The sequence below is a fragment of the Ponticaulis koreensis DSM 19734 genome (assembly GCF_000420665.1).
Taxonomy (GTDB): domain Bacteria; phylum Pseudomonadota; class Alphaproteobacteria; order Caulobacterales; family Hyphomonadaceae; genus Ponticaulis; species Ponticaulis koreensis.
In genome coordinates this window covers 880,220-903,787 of sequence record NZ_ATVJ01000001.1, presented here as the reverse complement: position 1 = coordinate 903,787, position 23,568 = coordinate 880,220, and the positions used below count along the sequence as shown (strand labels likewise).

The following is a 23,568-nucleotide window of genomic DNA, read 5'->3' as shown; positions in this document are numbered from 1 at the left end:
AAACAGGTCTCTTCCCTGAACATGAAACTTCGTTGTAAGATTCTAGCTGCGTAGCTTAGCCAACGAGAGTTTTTTCCATGGAAGATCGCCAGCCTCTCATCGACTGGATGGATGCGCTAGAATTCTATGCGCGGGACTGGGATGAAACCTTCGGCAGCCGGTCTGCGTATTTCACACAGGAATTCTGGTACATGCTAGTCGGCTGTGTGCGCGCGCACTGGGCTGGCAATCCGCTCACGGTCAGCCAACTCGCGCATACCATGAAATCAGGCTCCAATCGCACTCGCGAAGAACGGATCAAGAAAGCGGTGGATGACGGCTATCTGGAAAAAGCTAAAGACGCCAAAGATGGCCGCGCAACAGTGGTTATTCCGACACCTGAACTTGAGAGCCTCGTAACCGGTCATTTGCAGCGCACGCTGGAACAGGTGATGTCGAAATTTCCGAAAACGGGCGCCTGAAAATATACGCAGAATCTGCGGGTATATTTTCCGAAAACAAAACACTTTTAAAATCAGCCCACTGCTTCACCCTACTCCAAAATATAAATTTGGAGGAAGCAAAGTTGGCTCTCAACAAAACCATCCGCTCGCTCGGGCTCGCTGGCGCATCTGTCTGCGCCCTCTCATTCTTCCTGCCAGCTGGCGCGCAGGTCGAAGACCGTCCTGAAGAGCAGGAAAGCGTTCGCTCGCTGAATACGGTCGTCGTTACAGCACGCCGCCGCGAAGAATCCCTGAAAGATGTACCCGGTTCAGTCACGGCAATTGGCGGCGATGCTCTGGCGGCTTTCAACGCGACCGAGATCGGCGATGTACAGTCCAGTATTCCAAACGTTGTGCTGCATGAGGGGGATGCGCAAAACACGGTTGCCTACATTCGGGGGGTCGGACAGTTAGACAGTCTGGCCTTTGCGGACCCGGGTGTAGGCATCTATCTGGACGATGTGTATCTCGGCCGTGCGCAAGGTTCTTTCCTCGATGTTTTTGATGTCGAGCGTATTGAAGTTCTGCGTGGCCCGCAGGGCACGCTCTACGGACGCAACACAATAGGCGGCGCGATCAAATTCGTCTCCCGTGAGCCAACGACTGATCCTGAACTCCGCGTGTCTGCCAGCATCGGCTCCTATGAACAAACCGATCTCAGCGTTGGCGTGTCAGGTCCGATTGCCGGTGATCGCCTTCTGGGCAAGGCGGCTATCGCCTATCTTCACCGGGACGGCTACGCCGACAACTCTGTTGACGGCGAAAGCGATGGTGACCGCAACACACTGGCATGGCGTGGCTCCCTGCTTGCCAACTTCACTGATGATTTTGAGTTTCTGCTCACAGTCGATGGATCAAGCGACACGCCGGATACATCCAGAACGCCCGTCCGCGAAACATCGGTCTTCGGCCTGTTTCCTCCCAATGAAGACCCGTTTGAAATCGATGCGAATTTCAATGGCCTGAACGATCTGAGCGTTTATGGCATTTCCGGGCGGGCCACCTGGAGCTTCGCAGATGACTGGCAGCTGCGCTCCACCACCGCCTATCGGGAAATGGAGTATGACGCCAATCTGGATCTCGATGCGACTGGCGCCTCTCTGTTCGGCGTCTTCGTTTTCGAAGAACAGAACCAGTTCAGCCAGGAACTCCAGCTAACCTATGACGCAGATAGCTGGTCGCTTGTGTCAGGGCTCTATTATTTCAAAGAAGAGGATGTCACCGAATCCGGTGTTTTCGGACCTGATATCGCATTCGTTTCCAATTCGCTGAACGATCAGACCACCACGGCGTACGCGGCCTACGCCGATGCCAGCTTTGATCTTTCTGATCGCCTCAGCATCAGCGCGGGTATTCGCTTCACCGAAGAAGAAAAAGACTTTGCGCGCATTCAGGAATTTTTCAGTGCGACCACGCCAATGGTTCCCGTCTTGGGGCAAGGCGCACGCGTGACCGATATTGATGTATCAGAGACCTTCTCCAACACATCTCCGAAATTCTCAATCAGCTATGATCTCACAGACGATGTGACGACCTATGCGTCCTACTCGCGCGGCTTCAAAAGCGGTGGCTTTGACGGGCGCTCGAACTCCGGCCTTGAGGCTCAGCCGTTCGATGCTGAAACGCTTACCGCATGGGAAGCGGGCCTGAAGGGTGACTTCCTTGAGAATACCGTCTCTCTTAGTGCCGCTGTTTTCCTCAACCAGTATGAAGATCTGCAAGTCTCCAGCTTTACCCAGCAAAACGGTGCGTTTGCTGCGATCTTCACAAATGCCGCAGAAGCCTCAATCGCCGGGTTCGAAGTTGAAGGTAGCTGGCAGGCGAGCAGCGCGCTGCGTTTTGACTACGCGCTTGGCTATCTGGATGCCGAGTATGACACCTTTATCGGACAGAACGGTCAGGATGTGTCAGATCAGCTAACGCCAGCCAACGCACCTGACTGGACAGGCCGTCTGGCTGCTGAATACAGCACGCAGCTTTCGAGCTCGATTGATCTTATACTTTCAGGTGCCGCCTCCTATCGCGGCGATGTCTATCCGACAGTCAGCTCAAGCGAAGTGCTCCGTCAAAGCTCTTACACTCTTTATGATGCATCGGCCCGCCTTGAATTTGAGAACGGAAAATATGCGTTGACCCTGTCGGGCCGAAACCTGTCTGGCGAAGAGTACCGCACGCAAGGTTTCGACCTGTCCGATAGTCTTGGATACCAGCTCGGCTATTATGGTGCGCCGCGCACATTCACCCTGACGGCTTCAGTCGTTTACTAAGGGAGTTTGATTGTGTCTTCTCCCGACCCGTCGACAAAAGCTGTCCTGAAAGACCTTTCAGACGTGAAGGAACTCAATGTTCCGGGCTTTGAACTTTCAGATATCCGTGCGGCCTATGACAAAGTGTTCGCCGCATGGTGCGCACCTGCCTTGCAGCCAACGAATGAAACCTGGGTCGCCATAGAGGCATTGGGGGAGGCTCGCCGCTGCCTGATTGTAGAACCGGTAGAGCCTGATGCGGATCGGCCGAGCCTTATCTTCATTCATGGCGGCGGCTGGTCGCTCGGGACCGCTCAGGCCTATGCACCGCTGGCACGCTGGCTCTCCGGCAAACTGAATATGCGCGTGCTCGTACCAGACTTTCCGCAAGCACCTGAAGAAGAAGCACCCGCAGCTCTGAAAGCTCTGTCCGGCCTCCTTGTCTGGGCGACTGACCGCTTCAAAAGCAAGCTGGTGCTTATGGGTGATTCTGCGGGCGGAAATCTGACGGCGGTATTGTCCAATCAACCTCCGGAGGGTGTCGATATCGGTGCGCAGGTTCTGCTGTATCCAGTGATCGATCTTCGGCCTGACGCGAGCTACCAATCACGAAAAGCCTTTGGCAAAGGGAAGCATTTTCTGACCGAGCCTGCGATTATCGGCGCTGCTGTGCAGTATTGTGGCGCCGCACAAGATCCCGCGTCTCCACTCATGACACCGCTTTTAGAAACCGATTTCTCCCGAACACCCCCAAGCTGGCACGTTTTGCCGGAACTCGATCCTTTACGTGATGAAGGCCAGGAATACGCCGATCTGCTCGGATCGAATGGCGTGAAATCGGAAGTGATCATTGCAAAGCGCACAATTCATGGCTGCGCCTCGTTTACGGGCCGTATTCCAGAGGCGGACCGCTGCATGAAACTGCTCTGCGAGGCGCTGAACCAGCATTTCAGCTGAAGTCATCCCCATTTCGCGGGTTTAGACTTGAACTGAACCTTCATTAGGGCGATGGAGCCTTCAGAAGGAGTTTCCATCATGACTCGCATCGTAATCTCCAGCGACCACGCTGATATCGAGCTGCGCAAAACCATCGCCGCTCACGTCGCGTCTAAAGGGTTTGAAGTCGAAGATATCGGCCCGATGACGTCTGAGAGCACGCATTACCCGAAGCATGGCGAAGAAGCAGCGCGCAAGGTCGCCTCCGGCGAGGCTGATCTTGGCATTCTCGTTTGCGGTACGGGTCAGGGCATTATGATGGCTGCGAACAAGGTGAAAGGCATTCGCTGCGGCGTCTGCTCGGACACATTTTCCGCGCGTATGATCCGTCAGCACAACAACGCGAATATGCTGTCCATGGGCGCGCGTGTGATCGGCGAGGGCCTGGCGCTCGATATCGTTGATGCGTTTCTTGAGGCCGAATTTGAAGGCGGTCGTCACGGTACGCGCGTCGACATGATCACGGCGATTGAAGGCTAGGCTTCATCTGAAAAGCACAACAAAAAAAGGGGGAGCGCGAAGCTTCCCCTTTTTCTTTATCGTTGGCGTTGCCGTTTAGCCGAGAAGGCCTTTCAGGTAGGCGCTGATCTCTTCGTCCTGAGAGTTTGCGAAGAAATGCTCGGAGAATTTCTCGCCAGAGATCGCAGACTTCAGAAGCTCCTGATCGACGTCTTTCAGAACGGACAGCATGTCCTTGCAGCTTGCGCCTTTCAGATCAGCCAGAACGTTGCGGTTCTTTGCCATGATCGCTGCGCGCTCTTTCGGATAGCCTTCGCCCGGCTTGCCTTCAAACAGCTTGCGATAGCAATCTTCGAGGTTCAGCTCAGCCGCCCAGCCAAAGCCTTTGGCGTAAGGCATAGACATCGCATTACCGGCGTTGATCTGTGAGAAGAGGAACGCATCTGTCGGGTCGATAACCAGACCACAGAAAACGCCCGGCATAGAGTTCGCAGCGAGCATGGAGCCCATGCCTGTACCACAACCGGTAACGACGAAATCAGCCGCTTTAGAGTTCAGAAGAATACCTGTCAGAAGGCCGATCATCGGATATGTGATCTGCGCTGCATCTTCGGCTGAGTACATGCCGTAATTGAAGACTTCATGGCCCATAGGCTCGACAACATTTGTCAGCGCTGTGTGGATGATCTCGTTTTTAGCCGCCTGGCTGTTCTCATTGATCAGAGCGATTTTCATCTGTCTTCCCTTAGTTTCATTGGCGGAGCATATCATTCAGGTCAGATGCTCCGGATTATCTGTTTCATCGGCGCTGCATAGATCGGTTCGGCCAAACTATTATGACACCGGTGTCAATTCGCGCCGACAACAACATTTCTGACGCCGGATTTCAAGTGAAGTTTGAGAAATTTCCGTAGATCAGGTGATCAATTTCCACGTGATGAATTGGCAATATGCCATAAATTCACTGGCTCGAACTGGCTAAATGCAGAAATAAAACTCTATAAAACGCACAAAAATATGTCTCGAGGAAAGAAACCCTGATGTCTGAATTCGTCGACCGTCGAAATCTTGATTTCGTCCTGTTTGAAATGCTGGACCTTGATACGCTTCTGACAACGCCGCGCTATGAAGAGCATGACCGTGAATCCATCACTGCGATGCTGGACGTGGTTGAAGGTATTGCTGAAACAAACTTCCTGCCATTCGCGGCAAAGCTCGATGCAAACGAGCCGAAATTTGTGGACGGCAAAGTCGAGATCATTCCTGAAGTCGGTGAAGCGCTATCAGTCCTTGGCGAGGCAGGGCTGTTCGCCGCCGGATTTGACGAAGCTATTGGCGGGCTTCAGCTGCCATGGGTCGTGACGACGAACATCAACGGCATTTTCACCGCGGCAAACCTCTCTGTCGCCAACTATGCCTTCCTCACCGTCGGCGCAGCCAACATGCTGAACGCCTTCGGCACAGATGAGCAAAAAGACGCGTATCTGCCGAACATGCTGGCGGGCAAATGGTTTGGCACAATGTGCCTGTCAGAACCTCAAGCTGGCTCGTCGCTTGCGGACATCAAAACCAAAGCGGTGCGCAAGGATGACGGCACATTCTCTCTCTCCGGCAGCAAGATGTGGATTTCCGGCGGCGATCACGAACTGTCCGACAATATTATCCATATGGTGCTGGCCCGCATTGAAGGCGCACCGGTTGGCACACGAGGCATCTCGCTCTTCATTGTTCCGCGCTACCGCCTCAACGAGGCTGGCGAACGCGGCGAATGGAATCATATCGCGCTTGCCGGTCTCAATCATAAAATGGGCCAGCGCGGCACGACAAACTGCCTTCTGAACTTTGGAGAGAGCGGCGAAACTGTCGGCTATCTGCTGGGCGAAGAGAATAAAGGTCTCGCCTGCATGTTCCATATGATGAACGAGGCACGCGTCGGTGTCGGCCAGGCTTCGGTCATGTCTGCACTGGCAGGATACCTCCATGCGGTTGATTACGCGCGTGAACGTCCACAAGGCCGCCCGGCTGGCGTTAAAGATCAAAGCACGCCTCAGGTTTCGATTATTGAACATACCGATGTCCGTCGCATGCTGATGGCGCAGAAAGCCGCGGTTGAAGGCGGACTTTCTCTCACATCTTATTGCTCTTTGCTCGTCGACAAGCAAAAGACGGCAGAAACAGCAGAAGAACGAGCCGAGTATGACGATCTTCTGGGCCTTCTGACGCCAGTCGCGAAAAGCTGGCCGTCCGAACACTGCCTCGAAGCCAATAAGTGGGCGATCCAGATCCTCGGCGGATACGGCTATACGCGTGATTATCCGGTTGAACGCCATTATCGCGATAACCGCCTCAACCATATTCACGAGGGTACATTCGGCATTCAGGGACGCGACCTTTTGGGCCGCAAACTGCGTGCCGGTGTTTCCGCACTTACCCCGCTGCGCAACCAGATTTCTTCAACTATTGAGACAGCACGCGCTCAGGGCCTGAACGCAGAGTGCGATCAGCTGGAAAAGGCACTTGCCTCCGCTGAAAAAGCCATCGAAGTAGTACGCAGCTGCGAAGAAGAAAATCTCAGCCTGGCGAATGCAACCCTGTTCCTCGATGCGTTCGGTACAGTTGTCGTCGCCTGGCTATGGCTCTGGCAGGCAAGCGTCGCAAAACAGGCATCACCAGAAGCTGGCTCGAGCGAAGAGACGTTCTACAAAAGCAAGATTGCCGCCGCCCAGTACTTCTTCCGCTATGAGCTTTCCAAAGTGTTCAACACGTTCGAACTTGTCGCGAGCCTTGATGACACGTGCGAACTTGCGAGCGCGGACTTCTTCGGCGTCAGCTAAGGCCTTCAGCGATCAGGTCGAAGACCAGCCTTATCCGCTTACTGGTGTGAAGCTCTCTATGAGTGACCAGCCAGATGGGAATCTCTATCGGCGGAAAGGCAGGCCAGACCGGCTCCAGCTCTGGAAAGCAAGCTGCGTCATCTGGCAAGAGTAAACCGACACCCAAACTATGGCGGGCGAGTTCAAGACTCACTGGCCCGCTATCCGAAATCACTGGAAAATTGGATGGTGTAAGTCTCAAGCCATTCCCATTGAGAGCTGGCAAAAGTGTGTCCGTACTCAGAAAACCCAGAAAATCGAGCTTGTTCAGATCGTCGAGCGTTTTCGGGCGGCCGACACGGTCAAGATAAGCTTTTGATGCCATCAACGTCGCGGTGGTCGTGCGGATCAGTTTGGCGATCAGCTCGGGCTGGGTCGGGCGGGCATGCCGGATTGAAATATCCGCCTCTCGCTGCATGAGGTCGGTCAGTTCATTGGCCGTAGTCACCTCCAACTGAATATCCGGCGCAGTCCGTCTGATCTTTACGAGCACTTTCGGCAAATGATAGCAGGCCATATTGTGCGTGGACGCAATGCGAACCGTACCCGCGATCGTCTGAGACTGACCCGATGCCGAGAGCGAAACCCGCATGGCGGCATCATGCATGGCCCGAACATGTTGCTGCAGCTCAATGCCCGCCACGGTAAGCGTCATCACGCGCGTACCGCGTTCGAACAAAGTCACACCAAGCTTTTCTTCAAGGGCGCTGACCTGTCGGCTAAGTGTCGGCTGGGTCACGTTCAGTGCACGCGCAGCCGCTGAAAGCGAGCCCTCTTCAGCGGTGGCCAAAAAGGCGCGCGCCTGATTCCAGTCAAAGTCGGCAGCATCCCAATTCATACATTATTGTATAGCAGATCAAAAAATTTCAGCAATTTTCGTATGGATTACGCCGCAGTATCTTTCCCTCACCGAACAATACCGATTTGAGGTGACAGACATGACGACAGCAACGCTGAAAGACGCTCGCTTCTGGGACAACATCGCGGATAGCTATTCGCGCAAGCCGATTGCCGACGAAGAAGCTTATGAAATCAAACTCTCCATTACGCGGGAATATCTCAGTCCCGAAGATTGTGTGCTGGAGTTCGGATGCGGTACTGGCTCAACCGCTCTGCGCCATGCACCTTATGTGGCACACATAGATGCGATCGACGTCTCATCAGAAATGATCGCTATCGCGCAACGCAAGGCCGACGCCGGCAATGTTCCGAATGTGACGTTTCGTGAGGGAGACATAGAAGATCCAAGCCTTGAAACTGGCCGTTACGACGCAGTGTTCGGGCTATCAATACTGCACCTGATGCATGATCGTGACGCAGTACTGCAGCGCGTGCACACCATGTTGAAACCTGGGGGCGTTTTTGTAACCAGCACGACATGCCTCGGCGACGGGCAGATACATTGGCGCATGCTTTTACCGCTTATGCGCGCAATCGGAAAAGCACCTTTCATATCCTTCTTTTCGCAGAACGACCTGATCGAAGCACACACGCGCGCTGGCTTTCAGATTGTACATCAATGGCAACCCAGCAAAGACGCGGCTCTTTTTCTGGTTGCCCAGAAGATTTGAAAGATCAGCAAGATATCTAACGATGCGTTTCAATATATTGGTTAAGTCGATAATACTGGCCTCCACTGTCCCTCTGGGTGTGGCGGCGTGCACAATCACACGCAGCGCGCCCGGAACCAGATCTGCCAGTCCTGACCCGCATTCGATTGTCTTAAGTTCTGGCGTCGTCCGGACAGCATCGCCTGCAAGCGCGATATCCCGCACTTCTTGCCAAAATTGAGGATACAAAGAACTCGACATTCTTTCGTAATGGAGGCCGCGCGGCACAGGACGGGCGACAATACACACCCGTCGTTCGAACAGCATAGAAAAACAGCCCGTCACTGTCCTTGTCCCTGTTGACTATGGCATTGTATCGGGCGTCATCAGTGTCTGTGTGGCTCATGGTCGATATCCCCGGTTGAACATAGTCACGAAAATCGATCAGTTTCGCGTCTCTGGCATTCCGATTCCTGTCATTCATCCTCTGAAAATGAAAAATTCACGTTCCAAACGTTCCAAATTCTGGCGTTTTGGTCCAAGGAAAGCGCGTTTAGTAGTTTCGGTTTGGGGGACCATCAGAACATGTCTTTGAATTTCAAAAGCCAGCTGGAAAATATGGATGGCGTGTATTCAGCGCTGTTCGCCGCCGCAGAGAAAATCTATGGCGTCCTGAAAAAGGGTGAAGGCCTGAAATTTGCGACCTCTTCGAACGAGTCCGGCGATGACCAGATCGAGCTCGACGTTATCGCGGACGAAGCCTTCTTTGAAACACTCAGCAAAGACCCGTTCGTTCGCTATGTCGTCTCAGAAGAACGCCCGGACATGGTGAAAACGTCTGATGGCCCATACAGCGTCGCGCTGGACCCTCTGGACGGCTCCAAGTCTGCGCTGATTGGCATCCCATCCGGCGCAATTTTTGGCGTCTGGGAAAATGCTGACGAAGCCAAAGACTTTCACGGCGGCAACATTCTTTCTGGTGGCTTTTTCGTATTCGGCATGAATCTGGAAGTTTACTTCGCAGATGGCGACAAGGCCTATAAGGGCCAGTTCGACGATGCGTCCGGTGAATGGACGCTCCTTCCATTCGAAGGCGCCATGCCGTCTGCTGACATTCTGGCAATCAACGGTCAGATGCAGAAAGTCTGGCCAACATGGCTGCAGAATTATGTCTCTGACAATCTGCAAGCGACCGGCGGCAAAAAGCCATACAATATGCGCTGGTTTGCCTCCATGGTCTCCGACATGAAGCGCATGGTGCTGCAGGGCGGCCTGTTTGCGTATCCGGGCGCTGACTTCAAAGGCTATGAAACAGGCAAGCTGCGCCTCGTTTATGAAGCCATTCCAATGGCATTCCTAATCCACGCACTTGGCGGCTCATCCACGAATGGCGAGATGTCTCTCCTGAAAATGCCGGTCGACAAGCTCCACCAGAAAGTGCCTGTCTTCATCGGCGACAAGGCGAAGATCGAGTCTCTGGAAAGCTACGCCGCTAAAGGCTGATAGCCCAGCCTCACCCGATCAAACGAAAATCCAACGCCCTTCTTCGGCTGATTCAAGAGAAGGGCTTGCGGCCTTATACGCAAAAGAGGCATATCCTCCCTCGATATCGCCCGTTTTGCAGTATATATCTTCGCGCACGGCAATGCCCGCCTGCGAGGAGGAAAGGCCCCATGACCGACCATCTTAAAACCATCGAACAGCGCCTTCTCTGGCTGTCTGCATGGATCGTGCACAATGCGAACCATCTGCGCGCCAAGGAAGACGGCGATGTGAAGGTTGGCGGCCACCAGGCAAGCTGCGCGAGCATGGTCTCCATCATGACGGCGCTCTACTATCATACGCTGCGCCCTGAAGACCGTGTCGCGGTAAAGCCGCATGCCTCTCCCGTCTTTCATGCCATGCAGTACATTATGGGCAATCAAACGCTTGAAAAAATGCAGAATTTTCGCGGCTGGGGCGGCACGCAATCTTATCCAAGCCGCACTAAAGACATTGATGATGTCGACTTCTCAACGGGCTCCGTCGGTCTCGGCGTTGCGGCGACAGCCTTCTCCTCCCTCGTTCAGGATTATCTCGCCGCAAAGTCGTGGGCGAAGGATCGCCCGCTTGGCCGCATGGTGGCGCTCGTCGGCGATGCCGAGCTTGATGAAGGCAATGTCTATGAATGCCTCCAGGAAGGCTGGAAGCATGACCTTCGCAATACATGGTGGGTGATCGACTATAACCGCCAGAGTTTGGACGGTGTTGTGCGCGAAGGCCTCTGGGAAAAGATCGAAGCCATCTTCACAGCCTTTGGCTGGCGTACGGTCGTTCTGCGCCACGGCGTATTACAACGCGCAGCGTTTGAAGAACCGGGCGGCGATATTCTGAAGAAGTGGATTCAGGACTGCCCCAACCCTGATTATTCTGCCTTAACTTTCAAAGGCGGCGCGGCATGGCGCAAACGCCTGATGGACGACATCGGCGATCAGGGTGATGTGTCTAAGCTCCTGAACAAGCGTTCGGATGAAGAGCTGAACACGCTCATGAACAACCTAGGCGGCCAGTGTCTTTCAACGCTCACCGACGCCTTTGACGCCATCAAAGATGACAAACCGACTGTCTTTCTCGCCTATACGATCAAAGGCTGGCAAACTCCGCTCGCAGGTCACAAGGACAATCATGCTGGCTTGATGAACAAGGCCCAGATGGCTGAGTTTCAGGCCCATATGGGTGTTACCGAAGGCGAGGAATGGGAGCCGCTGGCGACCGTTGAGAACAAAGCTGACGTTGAAGCCTTCCTCAAAGACGTGCCATTCTTTTCAGAAGGCACACGTCGCTTTACCGCCCCGAAAGTTGAAAGCGCCGGCCCGGTTTTCCTAGACGACCGTATTCTCTCCACGCAGGCCGGGTTCGGTAAAATCCTTGATGGCATCGCCAAACGCGACGACCAGCTGACCGAGCGCATTGTCACCACATCGCCAGACGTCACCGTCTCGACCAATCTCGGCCCGTGGGTGAACCGCCGCAATCTGTTTGCGCGCAATGAGGTCAGCGACACCTTCCGCGAACAGTCTATCCCTTCGACTCAGAAATGGCAGTTCTCACCTGAGGGCCAGCATTTCGAACTGGGCATTGCAGAGATGAACCTCATGCTTATGCTCGGCTCGCTTGGCCTGTCACACAGTCATTTCGGTGAACGCCTCATCCCGATTGGTACGGTCTATGACCCGTTCATCAATCGCGGTCTCGATGCACTGAACTATGCCTGCTATCAGGACGCCCGATTCATCATTGTCGGCACGCCATCAGGTATTACGCTGGCACCGGAAGGCGGCGCGCACCAATCGATCGGCACCCAGCTTGTGGGTATGAGTCAGGATGGCCTCGTCTCCTTCGAACCTGCCTATCTGGATGAGCTTTCCATCATTATGGACTGGTCGTTCGATTACCTTCAGCGCTCAGGCGAGAATGATCCGGACGAGCGCACATGGCTGCGTGATGAAACCGGCGGCTCAGTCTATCTGCGCCTCTCCACGCGTCCGATTGAGCAGCTTGGCTTGTCCAGCCGCGATGATGAGGAGTTCCGCCGCGGCGTTGTTGATGGCGCTTACTGGCTGCGCAAGCCGGGCCCGAACTGCGAGCTTGTGATTGCCTATCAGGGCGTTGTCGGCCCCGAAGCCATTGAAGCTGCGGGCCGCATCGGTAATGACCGCCGCGACATTGGTGTTCTGGCTGTCACCTCTGCTGACCGTCTGAACTCCGGCTGGACGGCTGCCCGCCGCGCACGCGCACGTGGCCATAAGGATGCGGTCAGTCAGATCGAACGTCTGATGGGCGACGTCTCACGCGATGCAACGCTCATCACGGTGACCGACGGTCATCCCGCGACACTCGCATGGATCGGCTCGGTTGCAGGCCATATGACAGCGCCGCTTGGCGTTGAGCATTTCGGCCAGACAGGCACGATCTCTGATCTCTACAAACATTTCCAGATCGACGCAGACGCGATTGTAAATGCCGCAAACTATCTATCCGCGGGGCGACGCATTCACCTTCGCTAGGCCCCGATAAGGATTTCTGTATTCTTTCCTTTCTTCCCGCCCCGATCTCCACTATTAGTGAGATTGTATGAACGACTGACCCATGAGTCAGACATAGGGAGGACTAATTGACGTACACAGGTATCCGCTGCGCACTTGCAGCAGCGCTCATCGTGAGCATGGCTGCAGCACCCGCTATCGCAAATCACCATGAAGAAGCTGAGCACGTAGAACATGCAGTGACTGCCCCTGCGTCCATAGCCGCTGCAGCTATCTCTGTATCCGATTTAGACGCTGCGACTGCGTTTTACACGCAGGGTCTTGGAATGAGCGTCGTGCGAAATTCATCAGGCCCGGGTTATGTAGAGGCAATACTCTCTACAGCAGATGCCGAAGGCACCAAGCTTGCCCTGATTCAAGTGACCGAAGGTGAAGCGTCCATCGGACCGTCGCGGATCGTTTTCTACACTGAGGACGCCGCTGGCATGATCGACGCAATCCGCGCTGCGGGTTTTGAAGTCGAACGCGAAGCTATTCCGGTCCGCGAAGGCATGTCGCTCATCATTGCGATTGGTCATGACGGTGATGGCAATACGCTGGAATTCATTCAGCGCTAGGAACGCCGCTTTTACTTATTGCGCCGCATGGACAGAATGCCCGGTTTAGCTTCAATGTCGGCCCGACAACTAAATCGAGGTTTCACCATGCGCGCTCTCCTACTTCCATCTCTCATGCTGGTGCTGGCAGCTTGCACAACAACCGGACCCGCCGCAGATGACTTTGCCTATTCGGCCGGAACTGCATGGGTCGCGTTTGATGATGGCTGGGATGCAGAAGCAGAGGCCGTTTACGCCGAAGCGACCTCTTTCGTGCAGTCCTACGCAGACGCAAACCCGGATGCAGGCTGGGCAGTCATTCTCGATCTCGACGAAACCGTCATGAACAATGTCGAATACCAGCTGCGCCGGGAGCGCCTCGGTCTCGGCTACACGCCTGATAGCTGGTATGAATGGACACAGGAAGAAGCCGCAACGCTTGTACCCGGGGTCGAAGCGTTCCTCGAAACGGTGAACACACTTGGCGGACACGTTGCTTTCGTCACGAATAGGTCAGACCGGGAGCAGCTCGCGACCGAAAACAATCTGGCAGATCTTGGCCTTGTTCGCGGTGATGATTTTCAGATTCTGATGACCCGTGCGCGCCCGAACGGCGTCAGCGCAAAAGACGAACGCTATGCGCTGGTAACCCCTATGCTTGCTGCACAAGGTTATCCGGACGTCGAAGTGATCGCATATCTCGGCGATAATGTCGGCGACAAACCGGAAACCGACGGCGCATGGACCTTTTTCTGTATTGATCAGGGCGCAATGTATGGCGACCCGTGCGCAGCAATTCCGGGCCCGGATCAGTAACAGCAGTCAGCGCAGGCCACCGAAAATTCGGCAAGCTGCGCTGATGGTTTGGGGAAGAAAATGTAAAATAAGCCCGGAGGTCAGTTGGGCAATTAACCTCCGGGCATGAATGTCTGCGCGTGCGTCCCTTCACCTGCAAAGCATCCAGAACGCAAATTGCCATGCTGCCCGAAGCGCCACCATCCCCTGAATGGGGGATAGCCGCAAAACAGGAGAATTGTCGTCTCACCTGAAAAGGGGAGGTATTTTCTAAAATTACGACGTATGCTGGCCCCCTATTGAGTTGTGTGTGGGGCGCAATGGCCAGTTCAAGAACCTATATTCCGCCGTTTCTGCATCTGATTGCGCTCGTCGTCATCGGCGCAATCGCCTTCTTCGGATTTCTGATTTTTGGGCTTCAGCCATCTGATGGCTGGACGTGGAATGTCTCTCAATGGCGTCCGCTCACAATGATCAGCGGGTATATGTGGTCAGAACTTCTGACCGGCCTCATCGCATATATGATCTCGGCATGGGTGTGGTCACTTAAGCCAACACATCCATCTGCCTGCCTGTTTGCAGCCAGCGGGCTGATGACGCTTGTCTTCTGCTTTGCAGCGACGGCAAGTCAGGTCGCGATCCCAATTTCTGAGAGCACATTCTGGTTTTTCGCCTATCTGAACATGGCGGGCGCATCAGGGTTCGGCATTGTAATGATCTGCCTGTTCCTGATCTATCCCTCCAGACTACCGGCCTGGCGTTTTCTCACCGCCGCAGCTGTGCTCGTTTTTGGTGGCTGGACACTCGCCAGTATGTTCGGCCCTTTCAAGGACTATTCTAACGTTCAGCTGATCACGCTGTGCGAAATGATCCTGATCATTGTCGCTGTGATCTGGCAGGTCTGGGCGGCAAGACATGACCCGCGACAGCGGGCGATTGCAGTCTGGCTTGGCGTTGCGACCATCCTCGGCTCGGGCGGGTTCATCTTCACGGTTGCCGCGCCGAGCTCTATCGGTCTGCCAGCGCTCATCCCCGCGCCCTACGCTTTTGCGTTTTTCCTGCTGATCTATTTTGGCCTTGCCGTCGGATTGATGCGGTATCGCCTGTTTGACCTTGGCGTCTGGGCCTACCGTCTGGGCTTTTACGTCTCCGCCGCCGTTCTGATGATCGTGATCGATATAGCGCTGGTGAGCTTTCTCTCGTTTGATTCTGCCGAAGCGATTGGCATGTCTCTGCTGATCACGGCGCTTGTTTACCTGCCACTTCGCGATTTCATCTGGCGTAAGTTCGTCGCCGGGCAATCACAAACCGATATGCAGGTCTTCTCCCGTGTTCTCGACGCTGCGCTCGAAGCAAATAGCAAACGCCGGGCGGAGAATTGGCAAACTCTTCTGAAGAACCATTTCCATGCACTGGAAGTCACTCCGGTTGAAACAACCGTACATGATGTCGAGATCGGCTCGGAAGGATTATCGCTCTACATTCCACCCGTAAGAGACGCGACAGCCCTGCAAATTGACTATCCGCAAAACGGACGTGCGCTCTTCTCACCCGATGATGTCGCCTTTGCGCGCCATATTGTTCAGCTCATGCAATATGCCGGCGAAAGCCGTGATGCCTATGACCGCGGCGTCGCCGAGGAACGCACACGCATTGCCCGCGATATTCATGACAATATCGGTGCGCAGCTCATGCGTGCACTTCATTCAGAACGTTCTGATCGCAAAGACACAATGATCCGGGAAACGCTGGCTGATCTGCGCGATGTCATCAACAATGCCCAAAGTCAGGCCCTGCCTCTGGATGATGTGCTCGCAGACCTGCGCGCTGAAACTGCTGACAGGCTGGAGCCTCATAATATCACGCTCGACTGGACGCTCGATGCAACGGCGGACGACACGCTCATGCCGGGTAAAGTCCATGCGCTCCGTTCTTTCATTCGCGAGGCGGCGAGCAATGTTATCAAACACTCAAACGCAGATGCGCTAACCGTGAAGATCGATGTTCAACCGGAAGAGCTTCATCTCGTCATCAGCGATAACGGCACAGGGTTCGACATCGATACCGTCACGCTCGGACAGGGGCTTGGGAATATGAAAGCCCGCGTCGAAGGACTTGGTGGCCAGTTTTCAATGCGTACCCACTCACCGGGCGTCAGCCTGATTGCAATTCTTCCAAGGGAGACCGTCACATCATGAAGAAAGCCCTCATCGTCGAAGACGTCACCGAGACCCGTAAATGGCTACGCGAAGTCACAGAAAACTGTTTCGAAGGGTGCGACGTTTACGAGACCAAAAATGTTCGCGAAGCGCTTTTCTCGATCAAAGGCCATGATTTTGATCTCGCGCTGGTAGACCTTGGCCTGCCGGACGGGTCGGGTATCGATGTTGTTCAGAAACTGGCCGCCTGCGAGCACGATGTGATGATCATCGTCGCCACCGTCATGGGGGACGATGCCTCGGTTGTCGGGGCGATCTCGGCAGGTGCGAATGGCTATCTTCTCAAAGATTCTCCGCCAGATGTGTTCGAGCGCCAGCTTCGTCAGATCGAACAAGGCATTCCGGCGCTGTCACCTTCCATTGCGCGTCGAATTCTCGACCATTTCCGCACGACAGCAGAACCGGAACAACCAGACGCCAATCTTACTCCACGCGAACGCGATGTGCTCGGGCTGATCGGGCGCGGACTACGCAACGCGGATGCCGCCAAAGCGCTGGGCCTCACAGAAAGCACCATCGCGAGCCACATCAAGTCGATCTATATGAAGCTGGGCATTTCATCGCGCGCCGAGGCCGCACTGCAGGCAGCCCGCCTCGGCCTCACGAAATAGACCGACCGGACATTCAAGGCAGGTCGCTGGATAGCCAGCGCAGAATTTTTTGAGCGAAACGGGCACTAAAATAGCTGATCACGAAGACGATCGGCAGGATGAACCAGAGCCTTGAGAGGTCTGCTCCAAAAAAGCTGACAATCATCAAAAGCAGGATGACGCCAACAAAGATCCAGTATGGACGTTCAGCGCCGCGCGGCAGGTTCTGCGCCAGAACACCCGCACAAATGCCCGTTGCGAGAAAGCCGATCATCGCGATTACGGAAGCGCTTTCCAGCACAACGCCCAAAATAAGCGATACGGCAACAGCAGTGAGAATAATCGGTAGTTTCATCCGCTCAGCTCCTCACACAAACGTCACGAATTTACTGAAAGGCATTTCGCGTAAACGTTGACGCGTCGCCGCATAGATGGCGTTCGCCAATGCCGGGGCAGCGGGCGGGACGGGCGGCTCACCAATTCCGGTTACGGCCGGTCCGCTTTCAAGCGCTCTCACCTCGATGTCCGGACATTGATAGAGCTTCATGCCTTCAAAAGCGTAGAAGTTTTCCTGCTCGATGCGGCCATTCGCGAAGGTGATCTCACAATTCATCGCATGGCCAAGCCCGAAGATAACCCCGCCCTTCATCATGTTATCGAAGTTCACCGGATCGACGACGCGCCCGACATCCGCCGCGACATAGACTTTATCTATACGAATGCCGTTTCCGGTGTCGGTCACCTCAACAACTTCGGCGACGGGCGTGCCAAACGAACGGGAGAAAGCAACGCCGCGGCCACGACCACGCTCCATTGGAGTGCCCCAGTTCGACATGTCGCCAACTGCTTCAAGCACACCGCGCGCAGTTGCATCGTTCAGCAGGCGGAGACGTTCTTCTAGCGGGTCGGCACCCGCCGCATGGATAAGCTCGTCCAGAAAGCTCTCATGGAAGAAAGCATTGGTGGATGCGCCTACCGAGCGCCATGAGCTGAGCGGCGCAAGCTGGGGCGCTTTGTAACCGGTCACGCGATAGTTCGGGATAGAGTATGGCTGGTCGCCTGCGCCCGTCACAATAATCGGGTCCGTCTCACCAAGAGAGAGCCCCTGACGCCCCATCTGGGATTCAGAAACAGATGGCATAGCGATCGATAAATCAAATGCGTGGACCTGACCGTTTCGCGCCGTGCCGCGCACGCGTGCCATCGCGATCTGACGCAGATAATCATGCGCCATGTCCTCTTCGCGGGAATAGGTCATCTTCACCGGACGGCCGGACACTTCCATCGCGAGGCGCACAGCGTGCAGAACATAGTCGTCCTCAAGACGGTGGCCAAAGCTGCCACCCATCATCTGCACATGCACGTGAATGTCGTCAGGCTTCAGGCCGGTGAGTTCCGCGATATTAGCCTGAATGAAACGCGGCACCTGCGTCCCCGTCCAGATATCGATCCGGCCATCGCCAACCTGAACAACAGCGCTGACCGGCTCCAGCGGCGCATGCGCAAGATAGGGCGCGCGGTATTCAAGCTCGATTGTTTCATCAGAGAGAACGGCCTCGACATTTCCTGCATCCAGCGGGCGGCTATTGAGGTTTTCAGCCGCGAATGAGCGCGAAAGCGTTGCCCAGTGCGCATCCATTTCAGCCGGAAATGGCGGGTCGGCCCATTCAATCTCTACCGCATTTGCCGCCTGAAACGCCCGCCAGGTATTGTCCGCGATAACCCCGACGCCGCCGGGCAGTTCAACAATTTTCTCTACGCCGCGCATGCCCTCAGCCGCACTGGCATCATAGCTCGCCATTCCGCCGCCATTTGCAGGGTTGCGCCGCACAGTCGCGTGCAACATGTCATCAAAGCGCAGATCAATGCCGTAAGTTTGTGTTCCGGTAGATTTGGCAACGATATCAACCCTTTGCATGGGCTTGCCGATAAGGCGCCAGCTGGACGGATCACGCAGGCCTACATTCTCTGGCAGACGCATTTTTGCAGCTGTTGGGGCAAGACGCGCATAGCTAATGCGTTCGCCATTTGGTAGAATGACCTCACCGCGCTCAGTTCGCATTTGCGAGGCATCATGCCCGCTTTCCTGCGCCGCCGCAGCTTTCAATGTTTCACGTGCAATTGCGCCGGCCGCACGCAGTTTGGTGAAGCCATCTGCCACCGTGGTCGACCCGCCCGTAATCTGCATGCCGATAAACTTCATCGCCGCGTCGGCAACCGCGCGGGCGGCGTTTGCTACATTGGACTGATCTGCCGGCGAGAACGGCAACGCTTCATTGGCGAGCGCCGTATTGTAATAGACAGCACTTGGCGGGCCCGGATCGACGCTCACCTGATCGAGATCAACATCAAGTTCTTCCGCAATCAGCGCCGCCTGCACCGAGTAAGCGCCCTGCCCTTTGTCCGCACGCGGCGTGATCAGGGTCACACCTGCTGCGGTGATCACAATATAGGGCGTCAGCGCAGCTTCACCTTCAGTCAGATCATCAAGCAGTGGATTATCCTGCGGGCTTTTATACGCGTAAATGCCGAACGCTACGCCACCCGCGACAGCCATAGAGCCAACGAGCAGAGTGCGACGCGTAATCTTAGAGACAATACCCATCGGCTATTCTCCCTGAAGGCTGGTCGCAGCCCGTTTGATTGCCGCGCGAATTTTCGGATACGTACCGCACCGGCAGAGATTGGCCGACATGGCGTCATCAATCTCGGCATCGCTCGGATTGCTATTCTCCTGAAGGAAGGCGGCAGCCGTCATGATTTGACCCGACTGGCAATAACCGCACTGGGCGACTTGTTCTTCGACCCATGCGGCCTGCACGGCGTGAAGCGCATCAGGATTGCCAATGCCCTCAATTGTCGTGACTTGCGCGCCTTCGGCAGCAGAGGCCGGATAAGAACAGGAGCGCACGACCATTCCGTCTACCCAGACAGTACAAGCGCCACAAAAGGCGACGCCGCATCCATATTTCGGGCCGGTAATGCCAAGCTCATCGCGCAGCACCCAGAGAAGCGGCATATCCGGCTCGACATCCACCTCGTATGCGGTTCCGTTTACATTCAGTTGCATAGACCGTTCCTGATGCCAGCGCATTAACCATTTCGGATGCTAGGCTATCCAGTGACTTAGCTCAATCTTTCTTGCTGTCACCCACTGGGGAGAGCGTGGATAACCGCTGGGCAATCAGGCTCTCATTCTCGTGTCTTGGCATTTAATGTGGCGAGCTATACTCAGGAAACGACCTGACACTCCTTAGCTGTGGACCGCATTCATTGTCATTTTTCCTGATCATCGGATTTGCGATCGTCGCGCTGATTTACTCAAGCGTTGGTTTTGGCGGTGGGTCGACCTATACGGCCATGCTGGTCTTTTCAGGCCTTGAGATTTACTTTGTTCCGATCATTTCGCTCTTCTGCAACCTCACGGTCACCTCGTCTGGCGTATGGAAGTCCTGGAAATCAGGCCTTTACGAAGGCTCGGGTGTTTTGCCCATTCTAGCCGTATCGGTGCCAGCGGCCTTCCTCGGCGGGCTTACACCTGTCTCCCGCGAAATGCTGGTTTTACTGCTCGGATTTGCGCTTTTAATCGCTGGCCTGCAACTTGGCTGGACAACGCTTTCCGTGCGCAATCCGGATGCGGCGGTCAAACGCAAACTTCCGGGGTTTGCCGCGCCGCTTATCGGCATGGGTGTTGGCTATCTCTCCGGCGTCGTCGGCATTGGCGGCGGCATTTTTCTCGCGCCCGTTCTCCACTTTGTAGACTGGTCCAGTCCGCGCAAGATTGCAGCAATCGCCAGCGCCTATATCGCGGCCAACTCAGCCGCTGGCCTGATCGGGAAAATCATTTCCAACCCGATGGTGATTGATCGCGGCATTTTCTATGACTTCTGGCCGCTTATACCGGCGGTCATTATTGGCAGCTTTATCGGACATAAATTCATGCTGGGCGTCTTTCCTGAACGGCTTGTCAAAGGCATTACCGCCATCCTAATTCTGGTGGTCGCAGCACGCCTTTTATACCAGTCCTTCGCCTGAGCTCTTCTCATGTATGAAAACGAAAATCCGGTCTTCGATAATGTGGATGCATATCTGGAAGAACGGCTGACGCCGCCCGATGAGACGCTTGAGCTGACGCTCAAACGGCAGGATGAGGCTGGTCTGCCACCCATGGCGGTCTCTCCGCTTCAGGGCGCATTTCTGAACATTCTAGCAAAGTCGATTGGCGCAAAGCGCATTCTGGAGCTTGGCACCTTTGCAGGTTACTCAACCATCTGGCTGGCACGCGCCCTGCCGGAAGGCGGCAAGGTGATCACGCTGGAACTTCAGGATGTGAATGCCGATCTCTCCCAGCGCAACTTTGATGATGCAGGCCTTGCAGACCGCATCGAAATCCGGCGCGGCCCCGCGGAAAAGTCCCTCAACATCCTCATTAACGATGGCGTTAAACCGTTCGACTTTATCTTCCTCGACGCTGACAAGATCCGCTACCCGACTTATCTCGACCAGATTCTCATGTTGTCACGCCCCGGCACGTTGATCATTGCAGACAATGTCATTCGTAACGGACGCATTCTCGACGATAGTGGCAAAGACCCGTCCATTCGCGGCGTCAGAACCTTTCTCGACATGCTGAAAGACCACCCGCAACTCGACTGCACCGCGCTGCAGACCATGGGCTGCAAGGGCTATGACGGCTTTGCGATGATGTACGTCAGATAGCATAAACGTGTTCAAGCCTCCCTTGACACCAGCTCTGTTCTCGCTGCCAAATTGGCCTAAGTCCAAAGGACGAGGGAGGCTTTCATGTGCAACGACAGAACCGCTGAACAGAATATCGAATGGCTGAAGAGGAAAGGTCTTCTCAGCCGTCGTGACTTTGCAAAGCTCGGCCTTGGGGCCGCTTTCATCGCCGCTTTACCAGCCGCGGCAGACGCGCTGAACGTAATGGAGCAGGACGTCACCATCACCACGCCTGATGGCGAGGCAGACTGCTATTTCGTCCATCCGGCAGAGGGCTCACACGCAGCCGTTATCATCTGGCCAGACATTATGGGCCTTCGCCCTGCCTTCCGCATGATGGGCAAGCGCCTCGCTGAATCCGGCTATTCGGTGCTGGTGGTGAACCCGTATTATCGCACGGCGACCGCGCCAGTGATCCAGCCGGGTGAAAGCTTCTCTGATCCGGAAGTCCGCCCGCGCCTGATCCAGAATTACCGCTCACTCTCGGCTGAAACCAACGTCACTGACGCACGTGCCTTCGCAGCATGGCTTGATGCGCAGGATGCAGTCGCGACCTCACGCCCGATTGGCACAATGGGCTATTGCATGGGCGGCCCGATGACCTTCCGCACCGCCGCAGCTCTGCCTAGCCGGATCGGTGCAGGCGCAAGCTTCCATGGTGGCGGCCTCGTCACTGACGAGGACGGCAGCCCGCATAATCTTGTTCCAGAGATGAACGCGGCTTTCCTGATCGCCATCGCGGATAATGACGACCAGCAGGACCCGGAAGCCAGAACGGTTCTCGCCAACACATTCGACGAAAACATGCTGTTTGCGGAAGTCGAGGTCTATGAGGACGCCATGCACGGTTGGTGCCCGCCGGACTCGCAGGTCTATAACGAAGAACAGGCCGAGCGGGCGTGGAGCCGTCTACTCATGCTGTTCGACCGCCATCTGGCATAATTGATCAGATCAGCCCCGGTTCAGGCCGGGGCTTTTTCTTTCGCGCCCATGACCTCTGAAATGATCTCGACAGAGCCGAAACGCTTGGCCGGATCATACATGTCAGAGACGATCATCAGCTCGTCGGCCTGTGTACGCTCGATAAAGGCATCAAGGCCTTTCTTCACCGTCTCCGGACCGCCAATGATCGTACACTCCAGCATACCCGCCGCCTGCGCCTTCTCGGCCGGCGTCCAGTATGTGTCGATGTCATCTATTGGCGGCATCAGATAGCGGCGCGCACCACGCACCAGATTGGCAAATGACATTTGCTGGGACGTCGCGAGGCGCTTGGCCTCTTCATCAGTTTCGGCCGCAATGACATTCACGCCCACCAGCGCATAGGGTTTCTCCAGCGCTTCAGACGGCTGGAACCGCTCACGATAGAGCTTCAGCGCCACATCCAGCGCCTGTGGTGCAAAATGGGAGGCAAAGCCATATGGCAGACCCAGCTGTGAGGCGAGCTGCGCCCCGAATAGGCTGGAACCCAGAATCCAGAGCGGCACTTTCGTACCGACACCTGGCGAGGCAACAATCTTCTGTCCCTCTTCGGCCTCATCAAGCCAGCCTTGCAGCTCGATCACATCCTGCGGGAAGCGTTCGGCTTTCATCGGGTCCACACGCAGAGCCCGCATGGTCATCTGATCGGTGCCAGGCGCACGGCCAAGCCCCAGATCAATCCGTCCATTGTAAAGCGTCGCCAGAGTGCCAAACTGCTCGGCGATCACATAAGGCGTGTGGTTAGGCAGCATCACACCGCCAGCGCCAACGCGAATACGCGAGGTGGCGCTCGCAATGTGCGAGATCACAACTGGTGTCGCCGCCGTGCTGACACCGCGCATATTATGGTGTTCGGCAACCCAGAACCGCTCGTATCCGCAGCGTTCGGCATGTACAGCCAGATCACGCGCCAGATCGAGCGCTGCGCGCATATCACTGCCTTCGCGAACGCGACCGAGTTCCAGAATGGATAGTTTTACCATGAACAATCTCCTGGCGGAGTATATGGCCCGTCA

At 55.4% G+C, this 23,568-nt stretch carries 22 protein-coding genes; 15 read left to right on the top strand and 7 right to left on the bottom strand.

Going from position 1 to position 23,568, the window contains the following annotated elements:
* The first annotated feature begins 77 nt into the window (after window positions 1-77).
* From G523_RS0104815 to rpiB, 4 genes are all read left to right on the top strand, one after another.
* Window positions 78-461: a helix-turn-helix domain-containing protein gene (locus tag G523_RS0104815; protein ID WP_022693900.1), complete on the top strand. Its 384-nt coding sequence runs from the start codon at window positions 78-80 to the stop codon at window positions 459-461.
* Window positions 462-565: 104 nt separating this feature from the next.
* Entirely contained in the window at window positions 566-2,749 is a 2,184-nt protein-coding gene (locus G523_RS0104810; protein ID WP_022693899.1) for a TonB-dependent receptor, read from the top strand.
* A 12-nt stretch (window positions 2,750-2,761) separates the two neighbouring features.
* The gene (locus G523_RS20145; RefSeq protein WP_051134747.1) at window positions 2,762-3,685 is read left to right on the top strand and encodes an alpha/beta hydrolase fold domain-containing protein; all 924 of its coding nucleotides are present in this window, start codon (window positions 2,762-2,764) and stop codon (window positions 3,683-3,685) included.
* A gap of 78 nt (window positions 3,686-3,763) precedes the next feature.
* Window positions 3,764-4,204 carry a ribose 5-phosphate isomerase B gene (gene rpiB, locus G523_RS0104800; RefSeq protein WP_169447704.1) on the top strand — a complete coding sequence of 147 codons (441 nt, stop codon included), beginning with the start codon at window positions 3,764-3,766 and terminating at the stop codon, window positions 4,202-4,204.
* A 75-nt stretch (window positions 4,205-4,279) separates the two neighbouring features.
* On the opposite strand, the gene G523_RS0104795 is transcribed toward rpiB, so the two are convergent.
* Complete coding sequence (locus G523_RS0104795) at window positions 4,280-4,918, bottom strand: RpiB/LacA/LacB family sugar-phosphate isomerase (protein WP_022693896.1); 639 nt, start codon at window positions 4,916-4,918, stop codon at window positions 4,280-4,282.
* Window positions 4,919-5,223: 305 nt separating this feature from the next.
* Here G523_RS0104795 and G523_RS0104790 point away from each other — a divergent pair, with 305 nt between their 5' ends.
* Window positions 5,224-7,017, top strand: a complete 1,794-nt coding sequence (locus G523_RS0104790; RefSeq protein ID WP_022693895.1) for an acyl-CoA dehydrogenase — start codon at window positions 5,224-5,226, stop codon at window positions 7,015-7,017.
* On the opposite strand, the gene G523_RS0104785 is transcribed toward G523_RS0104790, so the two are convergent.
* Window positions 7,010-7,894, bottom strand: coding sequence for a LysR family transcriptional regulator (locus G523_RS0104785; protein ID WP_022693894.1), 885 nt, complete (start codon window positions 7,892-7,894; stop codon window positions 7,010-7,012). The genes G523_RS0104790 and G523_RS0104785 overlap by 8 nt on opposite strands.
* A 100-nt stretch (window positions 7,895-7,994) precedes the next feature.
* Here G523_RS0104785 and G523_RS0104780 point away from each other — a divergent pair, with 100 nt between their 5' ends.
* The gene (locus tag G523_RS0104780) at window positions 7,995-8,627 is read left to right on the top strand and encodes a class I SAM-dependent methyltransferase (RefSeq protein ID WP_022693893.1); all 633 of its coding nucleotides are present in this window, start codon (window positions 7,995-7,997) and stop codon (window positions 8,625-8,627) included.
* 151 nt (window positions 8,628-8,778) lie between these two features.
* On the opposite strand, the gene G523_RS21330 is transcribed toward G523_RS0104780, so the two are convergent.
* Window positions 8,779-9,012: an Ada metal-binding domain-containing protein gene (locus G523_RS21330; protein ID WP_081648788.1), complete on the bottom strand. Its 234-nt coding sequence runs from the start codon at window positions 9,010-9,012 to the stop codon at window positions 8,779-8,781.
* 179 nt (window positions 9,013-9,191) lie between these two features.
* Between G523_RS21330 and G523_RS0104775 the strand changes: the two genes are divergently transcribed.
* The 6 genes from G523_RS0104775 (at window position 9,192) to G523_RS0104750 (ending at window position 16,852) form a co-directional block, all read left to right on the top strand.
* A complete protein-coding gene (locus G523_RS0104775) occupies window positions 9,192-10,109 on the top strand; it encodes an FIG domain-containing protein (RefSeq protein ID WP_022693892.1) in 918 nt (305 codons plus the stop codon).
* A gap of 170 nt (window positions 10,110-10,279) precedes the next feature.
* Window positions 10,280-12,652 (top strand): 1-deoxy-D-xylulose-5-phosphate synthase N-terminal domain-containing protein, encoded by a 2,373-nt coding sequence (locus G523_RS0104770; protein WP_022693891.1) that lies wholly within the window; start codon window positions 10,280-10,282, stop codon window positions 12,650-12,652.
* Between the two features lie 107 nt (window positions 12,653-12,759).
* Window positions 12,760-13,248 (top strand): VOC family protein, encoded by a 489-nt coding sequence (locus G523_RS0104765; protein WP_022693890.1) that lies wholly within the window; start codon window positions 12,760-12,762, stop codon window positions 13,246-13,248.
* An 87-nt stretch (window positions 13,249-13,335) separates the two neighbouring features.
* Entirely contained in the window at window positions 13,336-14,043 is a 708-nt protein-coding gene (locus G523_RS20140) for an HAD family acid phosphatase (RefSeq protein WP_022693889.1), read from the top strand.
* Between the two features lie 299 nt (window positions 14,044-14,342).
* Complete coding sequence (locus tag G523_RS18005) at window positions 14,343-16,220, top strand: two-component sensor histidine kinase (protein ID WP_022693888.1); 1,878 nt, start codon at window positions 14,343-14,345, stop codon at window positions 16,218-16,220.
* On the top strand, window positions 16,217-16,852 hold the full coding sequence (locus tag G523_RS0104750; protein ID WP_022693887.1) for a response regulator: 636 nt from the start codon (window positions 16,217-16,219) through the stop codon (window positions 16,850-16,852). The genes G523_RS18005 and G523_RS0104750 overlap by 4 nt, the downstream gene beginning before the upstream one ends.
* Window positions 16,853-16,865: 13 nt before the next feature.
* On the opposite strand, the gene G523_RS0104745 is transcribed toward G523_RS0104750, so the two are convergent.
* Genes G523_RS0104745 through G523_RS0104735 form a run of 3 tightly spaced genes read right to left on the bottom strand, consistent with a single transcriptional unit; the run spans window position 16,866 to window position 19,901 of the window.
* Window positions 16,866-17,186 (bottom strand): hypothetical protein, encoded by a 321-nt coding sequence (locus G523_RS0104745; protein WP_022693886.1) that lies wholly within the window; start codon window positions 17,184-17,186, stop codon window positions 16,866-16,868.
* A gap of 12 nt (window positions 17,187-17,198) precedes the next feature.
* The gene (locus G523_RS0104740) at window positions 17,199-19,436 is read right to left on the bottom strand and encodes a xanthine dehydrogenase family protein molybdopterin-binding subunit (protein ID WP_022693885.1); all 2,238 of its coding nucleotides are present in this window, start codon (window positions 19,434-19,436) and stop codon (window positions 17,199-17,201) included.
* Between the two features lie 3 nt (window positions 19,437-19,439).
* A complete protein-coding gene (locus G523_RS0104735; RefSeq protein WP_022693884.1) occupies window positions 19,440-19,901 on the bottom strand; it encodes a (2Fe-2S)-binding protein in 462 nt (153 codons plus the stop codon).
* A gap of 203 nt (window positions 19,902-20,104) precedes the next feature.
* On the opposite strand from G523_RS0104735, the gene G523_RS0104730 reads away from it, so the two are divergent.
* From G523_RS0104730 to G523_RS0104720, 3 genes are all read left to right on the top strand, one after another.
* Window positions 20,105-20,866, top strand: a complete 762-nt coding sequence (locus G523_RS0104730) for a sulfite exporter TauE/SafE family protein (RefSeq protein WP_022693883.1) — start codon at window positions 20,105-20,107, stop codon at window positions 20,864-20,866.
* Window positions 20,867-20,875: 9 nt separating this feature from the next.
* Window positions 20,876-21,550 (top strand): O-methyltransferase, encoded by a 675-nt coding sequence (locus G523_RS0104725; protein ID WP_022693882.1) that lies wholly within the window; start codon window positions 20,876-20,878, stop codon window positions 21,548-21,550.
* An 84-nt stretch (window positions 21,551-21,634) separates the two neighbouring features.
* Entirely contained in the window at window positions 21,635-22,513 is an 879-nt protein-coding gene (locus tag G523_RS0104720; RefSeq protein ID WP_022693881.1) for a dienelactone hydrolase family protein, read from the top strand.
* A 20-nt stretch (window positions 22,514-22,533) separates the two neighbouring features.
* Here the strand turns inward: G523_RS0104720 and G523_RS0104715 are convergent, their stop codons facing one another.
* Window positions 22,534-23,535, bottom strand: a complete 1,002-nt coding sequence (locus G523_RS0104715) for an LLM class flavin-dependent oxidoreductase (protein ID WP_022693880.1) — start codon at window positions 23,533-23,535, stop codon at window positions 22,534-22,536.
* Between the last annotated feature and the right edge of the window lie 33 nt (window positions 23,536-23,568).

What these genes read in the sequence shown, in the direction of transcription:
- G523_RS0104815 (WP_022693900.1), top strand. Translation starts at nt 78, where the DNA reads ATGGAAGATCGCCAGCCTCTCATCGACTGGATGGATGCGCTAGAATTC.
- rpiB (WP_169447704.1), top strand. Translation starts at nt 3,764, where the DNA reads ATGACTCGCATCGTAATCTCCAGCGACCACGCTGATATCGAGCTGCGC.
- G523_RS0104795 (WP_022693896.1), bottom strand. Translation starts at nt 4,918, where the DNA reads ATGAAAATCGCTCTGATCAATGAGAACAGCCAGGCGGCTAAAAACGAG.
- G523_RS0104790 (WP_022693895.1), top strand. Translation starts at nt 5,224, where the DNA reads ATGTCTGAATTCGTCGACCGTCGAAATCTTGATTTCGTCCTGTTTGAA.
- G523_RS0104785 (WP_022693894.1), bottom strand. Translation starts at nt 7,894, where the DNA reads ATGAATTGGGATGCTGCCGACTTTGACTGGAATCAGGCGCGCGCCTTT.
- G523_RS0104780 (WP_022693893.1), top strand. Translation starts at nt 7,995, where the DNA reads ATGACGACAGCAACGCTGAAAGACGCTCGCTTCTGGGACAACATCGCG.
- G523_RS21330 (WP_081648788.1), bottom strand. Translation starts at nt 9,012, where the DNA reads ATGAGCCACACAGACACTGATGACGCCCGATACAATGCCATAGTCAAC.
- G523_RS0104775 (WP_022693892.1), top strand. Translation starts at nt 9,192, where the DNA reads ATGTCTTTGAATTTCAAAAGCCAGCTGGAAAATATGGATGGCGTGTAT.
- G523_RS0104770 (WP_022693891.1), top strand. Translation starts at nt 10,280, where the DNA reads ATGACCGACCATCTTAAAACCATCGAACAGCGCCTTCTCTGGCTGTCT.
- G523_RS20140 (WP_022693889.1), top strand. Translation starts at nt 13,336, where the DNA reads ATGCGCGCTCTCCTACTTCCATCTCTCATGCTGGTGCTGGCAGCTTGC.
- G523_RS18005 (WP_022693888.1), top strand. Translation starts at nt 14,343, where the DNA reads ATGGCCAGTTCAAGAACCTATATTCCGCCGTTTCTGCATCTGATTGCG.
- G523_RS0104750 (WP_022693887.1), top strand. Translation starts at nt 16,217, where the DNA reads ATGAAGAAAGCCCTCATCGTCGAAGACGTCACCGAGACCCGTAAATGG.
- G523_RS0104745 (WP_022693886.1), bottom strand. Translation starts at nt 17,186, where the DNA reads ATGAAACTACCGATTATTCTCACTGCTGTTGCCGTATCGCTTATTTTG.
- G523_RS0104740 (WP_022693885.1), bottom strand. Translation starts at nt 19,436, where the DNA reads ATGGGTATTGTCTCTAAGATTACGCGTCGCACTCTGCTCGTTGGCTCT.
- G523_RS0104735 (WP_022693884.1), bottom strand. Translation starts at nt 19,901, where the DNA reads ATGCAACTGAATGTAAACGGAACCGCATACGAGGTGGATGTCGAGCCG.
- G523_RS0104725 (WP_022693882.1), top strand. Translation starts at nt 20,876, where the DNA reads ATGTATGAAAACGAAAATCCGGTCTTCGATAATGTGGATGCATATCTG.
- G523_RS0104720 (WP_022693881.1), top strand. Translation starts at nt 21,635, where the DNA reads ATGTGCAACGACAGAACCGCTGAACAGAATATCGAATGGCTGAAGAGG.
- G523_RS0104715 (WP_022693880.1), bottom strand. Translation starts at nt 23,535, where the DNA reads ATGGTAAAACTATCCATTCTGGAACTCGGTCGCGTTCGCGAAGGCAGT.